The 7,129-nt window shown below is 60.6% G+C and carries 9 protein-coding genes and 2 pseudogenes; 10 read left to right on the forward strand and 1 reads right to left on the reverse strand.

What is annotated here, in order from left to right; translation table 11 throughout:
* Positions 1-718 (forward strand): ribonuclease J (locus tag EN935_RS15990; protein WP_164771153.1); only part of this gene is annotated, 718 nt, incomplete at its 5' end.
* 9 nt (positions 719-727) lie between these two features.
* Here the strand turns inward: EN935_RS15990 and EN935_RS15995 are convergent.
* Positions 728-1,048, reverse strand: a complete 321-nt coding sequence (locus tag EN935_RS15995) for a hypothetical protein (protein WP_245488983.1) — start codon at positions 1,046-1,048, stop codon at positions 728-730.
* Between EN935_RS15995 and EN935_RS16000 the strand changes: the two are divergent.
* From EN935_RS16000 to EN935_RS42085, 9 genes and pseudogenes are all read left to right on the forward strand, one after another.
* Positions 1,002-1,258, forward strand: a pseudogene (locus EN935_RS16000) (transposase domain-containing protein); the annotation flags it as partial. The gene EN935_RS15995 and the pseudogene EN935_RS16000 overlap by 47 nt on opposite strands.
* 52 nt (positions 1,259-1,310) lie before the next feature.
* On the forward strand, positions 1,311-1,628 hold the full coding sequence (locus tag EN935_RS16005; protein ID WP_109667957.1) for a hypothetical protein: 318 nt from the start codon (positions 1,311-1,313) through the stop codon (positions 1,626-1,628).
* Positions 1,629-1,748: 120 nt separating this feature from the next.
* Positions 1,749-2,174 carry a hypothetical protein gene (locus EN935_RS16010; RefSeq protein WP_127264542.1) on the forward strand — a complete coding sequence of 142 codons (426 nt, stop codon included), beginning with the start codon at positions 1,749-1,751 and terminating at the stop codon, positions 2,172-2,174.
* Between the two features lie 161 nt (positions 2,175-2,335).
* Complete coding sequence (locus tag EN935_RS16015; protein ID WP_127264543.1) at positions 2,336-2,869, forward strand: hypothetical protein; 534 nt, start codon at positions 2,336-2,338, stop codon at positions 2,867-2,869.
* A 276-nt stretch (positions 2,870-3,145) separates the two neighbouring features.
* Positions 3,146-3,550 carry a methylmalonyl-CoA epimerase gene (gene mce / locus EN935_RS16025; RefSeq protein WP_109667952.1) on the forward strand — a complete coding sequence of 135 codons (405 nt, stop codon included), beginning with the start codon at positions 3,146-3,148 and terminating at the stop codon, positions 3,548-3,550.
* The gene (locus tag EN935_RS16030; RefSeq protein WP_109667950.1) at positions 3,547-3,831 is read left to right on the forward strand and encodes a DUF1467 family protein; all 285 of its coding nucleotides are present in this window, start codon (positions 3,547-3,549) and stop codon (positions 3,829-3,831) included. The genes mce and EN935_RS16030 overlap by 4 nt, the downstream gene beginning before the upstream one ends.
* Before the next feature lie 550 nt (positions 3,832-4,381).
* Positions 4,382-5,710 carry a proline--tRNA ligase gene (gene proS, locus EN935_RS16035; protein ID WP_109667948.1) on the forward strand — a complete coding sequence of 443 codons (1,329 nt, stop codon included), beginning with the start codon at positions 4,382-4,384 and terminating at the stop codon, positions 5,708-5,710.
* The gene (locus EN935_RS16040; protein ID WP_109667946.1) at positions 5,707-6,993 is read left to right on the forward strand and encodes a lipoprotein-releasing ABC transporter permease subunit; all 1,287 of its coding nucleotides are present in this window, start codon (positions 5,707-5,709) and stop codon (positions 6,991-6,993) included. Before proS ends, EN935_RS16040 begins: the two co-directional genes overlap by 4 nt.
* A pseudogene (locus tag EN935_RS42085) lies at positions 6,993-7,129 on the forward strand (ABC transporter); the annotation flags it as partial. The gene EN935_RS16040 and the pseudogene EN935_RS42085, both read left to right, overlap by 1 nt.

A 7,129-nucleotide genomic window follows, 5' to 3' on the forward strand; every position in this document is an offset into this window, starting at 1 on the left:
GTCCGACATTGGAGGAAAACGTGGTGACGGCGACACGGTGGTGTTTTCCTCGCGCACGATTCCGGGCAATGAGAAGGCGATCCTCGAGATCAAGAACCGCCTCATCGATCTCGGCGTCAAGATCATCGAGGACGGCGACGCGCTGGTGCATGTCTCCGGCCATCCGCGGCGCAGCGAATTGCGCAAGATGTATGAATGGGTGCGCCCGCAGATCGGCGTCCCCGTGCATGGCGAGGCGGCGCATCTGGTGGCGCAGGGGTCGCTGATGTCGACGTCCGGCATCGGCCAGGTGGCGCAGGTGCGCGACGGCGACATGCTGCGGCTCGCTCCCGGCCCTGCCACCATCATCGATCAAGTGCCGTTCGGCCGCGTCTACAAGGATGGCAGACTGATCGGCACCGATCAGGCGATGGGCATTCGCGACCGGCGCAAACTGTCCTTTGCCGGCCATGTCGCGGTCAATGTCGTGCTCGACGACAAATATGAACTTGCCGGAGACCCCGATCTGGTCGCCATCGGCGTCGCCGAGGCCGATGGCCGTGGCGAGACGCTGGAAGATTTGATGATCGATGCGGCAATCGGCGCGGTGGACTCGATCCCCCGCCAGCGCCGAAAAGACCTCGACCTGGTGCAAGAAGCCGTACGGCGCGCCGTGCGCGGTGCCGCCAACGAAGCCTGGGGCAAGAAGCCGCTGGTGACGGTGTTCGTCACAAGGTGAGGATGGCAGCTAGACGTTGAGCTGATAGCTGACCGGAAGCCAGCGAAAAGAACCATTGGCCGATTCGATGTAACCCAGGCCTGGAAATGGCATGTGGTGGTCGGCGACCAGCAGGCGCTGCTCCGCGGCCATCTTGAGCAGCCGCTTGCGCGTCGCGACGGCCTGTTGCCTGTCATCATCGAAATCGGCATGCCAATCCGGCTGCTGGATGGACACGACATAGTGCAGGAAGGCGTCCGACCAGATCAGCAGTTGTTGCCCATCGCTTTCGACGAGAAATGCCATCGACAGCAACGCTGTCGAGCGCTCAATCCGTCCGATCGCGCTCAACCACAAGAACGCGCTCGGCTCGGACGGCGATGCCGAACACTGGGCGGTCATTGCGTCGCTGATCGAAACCTGCAAACTCAATGCGTCGAGCCGCCCGGCTATCTCGCCGACGTACTCACCAGGATCGTCAACGGCTATCCGAACAGCCAAATCGATGACCTCCTGGCTTGGGCCTACATCTGGGCGCCCGAGCTAAACGCCGTGGCCTGAGAACACCGCTTACATAAAATGTGGGCGAACATTAATTGAAAGCGACACGCTCATGAATGACATTCGCGCAACACTGCTACTTTCCGTGCAGCGCGCTCTTCTCGGTGCCGTCCCGCACAACCTTCGGGCCGTCACCTGCGGCTGGGAAGGAACGGAGATCAAGCTTCGCTTTGTGTTCGACGGCGAGATCGCCGAGGAGACCTATGACGATGCCCGGATTGCCGGAACCGAAGTGGTCGCCGACTTTCCAGCGCCGTGGACCATCAGCGAGGATATCGTTCGCCTGGACCACCCCGATAGCATCCGCCCAGGCGCACTTGCGCTGTGGGCATACCGCCGCAAAGAGGGGCTTGCAGAGACAGGAAACTGAGACACGACCCAGACGCACAATTCGCTTGCATTTGCCTCAGTTTGGTCGTCGTCGTAGACGACAAGTCGTCTCGGGCAAGACTAAATGGGGGGAATCGTGAAAACTGGAACCTGGAGGCCGTTGGCGGCCTTTGTCGTGTGCGCGGCACTGTCACAGCCGGCCTACGCACAATCCGTGGGCGCGGTGAATGCCCACATCGATAGTCTCCTGAAAGTAGACCACACGGGGTTTCTCGCCGCGTTTAAATTCCTGCAGCTCAACATCGCCGACGGGACAAAGATAGGCCAGGAATACGAATATCCGGTGACCATCACCGTTGACGGCAAAGAACGCATATTCGCCACGTACGAGGATCTTCTTCCGGTCTACGACCAGATCATCACCCCGGCGGTGATCAAGGTCGTGAAACAGCAGAAATACAAAGATCTGAAGGTTAGCAGCAAAGGCATCATGTTCGACAAAGGACAGCTGTGGGTGAACGCGTTCTGCGTGGACGGAGAGGCTTGTACCGGGACGTCTTGGGAAATCAGCGTCATCAACCACTGAAGCGTTCCGACCCCAGCGAGATGTCGATGATGCCAAGTGATTGAAACGAACAGCCTGTGGGCAATGTCGGCTTATCTGGCTGTCGGCATTGTCGGCGCCGTAATGGCCTATCTGGTTTCATCGGTTTTTCGCAGAAGCCCCATCACAGGAGGAAATCTTATATGACCAGACCGTTCCAGCTTCTCAGAGTAGTTGCGCTGGCCGCCGTCGGCGGGGCCTTGGTGCAACTTGGTTCAGATGCTGGCGAGGCGGCCGCCGCAACGCCTGCTGCCAAGTCCTACGGCTATGACGTGAAAATCAGTTTCAGCCCAGAGGCCATCGAGAGAATGAAAAGCCTGCATCGGCAGGTCACCCTTGCCAATCAGTTTTACGGCGACGCCAGCCCGGAAGCCATCGCGCGCCTAAAGCTCAAGCCTTATGCTCAACTGGAAATGGGCGCGGAAACCATTCCTGTCGATGTCGTCGACCAAACGGTCCACGTAACGGGCGCCCCAGTGATTGCGAAGAAGCTGGCAGACATTGTCGACCAGAAGCCGAGCGTCCTGGTTCAGATATTTTCCGGATCAAATACGCCGGGTGCCAATGATAATCAGCTGCATTGCGATCTGTTTCAGGACCAGATCACCCTAGCCCAGAGTCAGGCAGTGGATCTTCATTGTGAAGCCATACCTGAGGACCTGGTCGGCAAAGAATAGGTGCGAGCGGGTGAACAATTAATCTCGCGCCATCGACGGCATCGAGCAAGGCGGCAGCTTTGAATGACCCGAGATCGAAAGGAAAAATGCGGGCGCGGGCAGGGCGGATATCGGACATTGCCGTTTGTGCTTTGCGGCTGGCGATCGGAACAGCCTCGATCGTGATTTGGAAGAATGATCATCGAACTGCGACAGTGCGCGCCTCGTGCATGGCTATTGATATCAGTCGATTTGACGTATGACGCAGTCATTGGACAGAGGAGTGATCGCTCGCACATGCTCGGACGGCTGAACCATGTCGCGCTCGCGGTGCCGGACCTGACCGCGGCCGTCGCTGCTTACCGCAATACGCTCGGCGCCGAAGTGACGGAACCGCAGGCTTTGCCGGAGCATGGCGTCAGGGTGGTGTTCGTCAATGTCGGCAACACCAAGATCGAATTGCTGGAGCCGCTTGGCGAGGGCTCGCCGATCGCAGCGTTCCTCGCGAAGAACCCGTCCGGCGGCATGCATCATCTCTGCTACGAGGTCGACGACATCCTGGCCGCGCGCGACCAGCTCAAGGCTGCCGGCGCCCGCGTGCTGGGCGACGGCAACCCGAAGATCGGCGCCCATGGCAAGCCGGTGCTGTTCCTGCATCCGAAGGATTTCTTCGGCACGCTGATCGAACTGGAGCAATCATGAGCTGGGTTTCGTTCACCGCCCTGTTTTTCGCGACCTGGTGGGTGGTGCTGTTTGCCGTGCTGCCGTTCAGCGTGAAGACGCAGGACGACGATCATGATGTGACGCTGGGCACGGTTCCGAGTGCACCGCGCGGCCCCCACATGCTGCGCGCCGTGATCCGCACCACCGTCGCCACCGCGATCCTGATGGCCATTTTCTATGGCCTGACGCATGGCCTGGGATACAGCCTCAACGACATCCCCCACATCGTGCCGGATTTCGGTCAGACGCCAGCCAAATAGACTGTCCGGCCCAAATAGACTGTCCGGCAAAAGACGTTTTCATCCATCGGAACCATGGGCGGTTTCGGACGGCAATGCCGTGCCGTTTTGTGGCTGGGGAGTGCTGACGCAAGGTAAGGCGGTTTGGCAACGCGTTGCGCTAAGCAGATGATTGCACAAAAAAAATGCAAGGCACAAGGCCTTGCAATTTAAACGCGTCCGATCTGTTTCCGGTTTCCGGCGGCAGCGAGTAACCGCGCCTAGATCGCATCCTCCCAAGACTTTGACCGCGTAGGAGAGCAGATTTTTTTCTACCCTCTCGGTTATCGGGGCACATTAGCCTAACGCGAATGAAAATGTCACGAAGAATTTTGCCTCGAAACAGGCATTCTCGTGCTGCACTGCACAATAGTATGGCAGGCTTTGCTTTCGAAACGTCCAGTAAGACGCGTGCGGCACTGCGCCGCCGGGTTTGGGTTCCCATTCGGCCATGAAATGGCTATGAAGCCGGGTCAAGCAAGCCAATGTCGCGCCGATTCTGACGCGGCCATCCTCACTCACGGACCAGTCCATGCGTTTGTCGCGCTATTTCCTGCCTATCCTCAAAGAAAATCCGCGCGAGGCTGAAATCGTCTCGCACCGGCTGATGCTGCGCGCCGGCATGATCCGCCAGCAGGGGCAGGGCAGTTTCTCGTGGCTGCCGCTCGGCAAGCGGGTGCTGGACAAGGTCTGCCGCATCATCCGCGAGGAGCAGAATCGCGCCGGGGCGCTGGAAATCCTGATGCCGACCATCCAGTCGGCCGATCTGTGGCGCGAAAGCGGCCGCTATGACGACTACGGCAAGGAGATGCTGCGCATCAAGGACCGGCAAGACCGCGACATGCTCTACGGCCCGACCAATGAGGAAGTGGTCACCGAGATCGTCCGCGCCTATGTGAAGTCCTACAAGGACCTGCCGCTCAATCTCTACCACATCCAGTGGAAGTTCCGCGACGAAGTGCGGCCGCGCTTCGGCGTCATGCGGTCGCGCGAATTCCTGATGAAGGACGCCTATTCCTTCGACCTCGACTTCGAGGGCGCAAAGGCGGCCTACAACAGGATGTTCGTGTCCTATCTCCGGACCTTCACGCGCATGGGGCTGCAGGCTATACCGATGCGGGCCGACACCGGGCCGATCGGCGGCGATCTCAGCCATGAATTCATCATCCTCGCCGACACCGGCGAGAGCCAGGTCTTCTGTCATCGCGACTATCTTTCGCTCGATGTGCCCGGCGCCAATACCGACTTTGCCAACGACGCCGAGATCGCCGACATCGTCAAGACGTGGACGACGCCCTACGCCGCCACCGACGAGATGCATGACGAGGCGGCGTGGGAAAAGATCGGCGAGAGTGACAAGGTCTCGGCGCGCGGCATCGAGGTCGGCCACATCTTCCATTTCGGCGATAAGTATTCCAAGCCCATGGGCGCCAAGGTGACCGGGCCCGACGGCAAGGATCATTTCGTCTCCGGCGGCTCCTACGGCATCGGTCCGTCGCGCCTGGTCGCGGCGATCATCGAAGCCAGCCATGACGACAACGGCATCATCTGGCCCGAAGCTGTGGCGCCGTTCGACATCGGGCTGATCAACATGAAGGCGGGCGACGCCGAGTGCGACCGCGTCTGCGACGAGCTGCATGCCGCTTTCGTCGCCGCCGGCAAGGACGTGCTCTACGACGACACCGACCAGCGGCCCGGCGGCAAGTTCGCCACCGCCGATCTGATTGGCCTGCCATGGCAGGTGATCGTCGGACCGCGCGGCGTGGCCGCCGGCGAGATCGAGATCAAGAATCGCAAGACCGGCGAGCGCGAGACGCTGCCGATCGCGGACGCGAAGAAGCGCTTCGGTGTCGCTGCATGAGCGAGGCGGTGGCGGCAAGATCGGCGGGCGCCGGACCCTTTTCCATCTTCGAGCGCATGGTCGCGTGGCGCTATCTGCGCTCGCGGCGCAAGGAGACGGTGATCTCGGTGATCGCCTCGATCTCCTTCCTCGGCATTATGCTGGGCGTCGCCACGCTGATCGTGGTGATGGCGGTGATGAACGGCTTTAGGGCGGAGCTGTTGACGCGCATCCTCGGCGTCAATGGCCATCTGATCGTGCAGCCGCTCGATTCGCCGCTTGAGGACTATGCGCAGGTCGCCGGCCGCATCAACGGTGTATCAGGCGTCAAATACGCCATCCCGCTGATCGACGGCCAGGTGCTGGCGCAAGGCAATGTCGGCGGTGGAACCGGAGCGCTGGTGCGCGGCATCCGAGGCGAGGATCTCAGCAAGATCGCCATCGTGGCCAGCAACATCAAGCAGGGCTCGATCGCCGATTTCGACACCGGCGAGGGCGTTGCCATCGGCAAGCGCATGGCTGAGAATCTCGGCCTGACGCTTGGTGACACCATCACCTTGATCTCGCCGGACGGCGACGTGACCCCGATTGGCACGACGCCGCGCATGAAGGGCTACAAGATCGCGGCGATCTTCGAAGTCGGCATGTCCGAATATGACACCTCCATCGTCTACATGCCGTTCTCCGAAGCGCAGCTTTATTTCAACATGGACGGCCGGGCGCAGACGATCGAGATCTATGTCGACAATCCCGATGATGTCGATGCGCTGAAACCGAAGGTGGAGGCGGCGGCGCAGCGGCCGATCGACATGGTCGATTGGCGCCAGCGCAACGAGACCTTTTTCTCCGCCCTGCAGGTCGAGCGCAATGTCATGTTCATGATCCTGACGCTGATCGTGCTGGTGGCGGCGCTGAACATCATCTCCGGCCTGATCATGCTGGTGAAGGACAAGGGGCACGACATCGCCATCCTGCGCACCATGGGGGCGTCGCGCGGCGCCATCCTGCGCATCTTCCTGATGACGGGTGCGGCGATCGGCGTGACCGGCACGCTCGCCGGCGTGCTGCTCGGCGTGCTGATCTGCACCAACATCGAATCCATCCGCCAGTTCTTCTCGTGGATGACCGGCAAGGTGCTGTTCAACCCGGAACTCTATTTCCTCAGCCAGCTGCCGGCGAAGATGGATCCGCGCGAGACGACCTATGTCATCCTGATGGCGCTCGGCCTATCCTTCCTGGCAACGGTGTTTCCGGCATGGCGGGCCGCGCGTCTCGATCCGGTCGAAGCCTTGAGGTACGAGTAATGGCCGAGGTCATTATCGAGCTGAAGAGCGTCGAGCGGCACTATGTCCAGGGGCCGCGGAAGCTCACCATTCTCAACGGTGCGGACTTCTCGCTGAAGCGCGGTGAGATGGTGGCGCTGGTGGCGCCGTCCGGCAC

It is taken from the genome of Mesorhizobium sp. M7D.F.Ca.US.004.03.1.1 (assembly GCF_003998635.1).
In the GTDB taxonomy this organism is placed as follows: domain Bacteria; phylum Pseudomonadota; class Alphaproteobacteria; order Rhizobiales; family Rhizobiaceae; genus Mesorhizobium; species Mesorhizobium loti.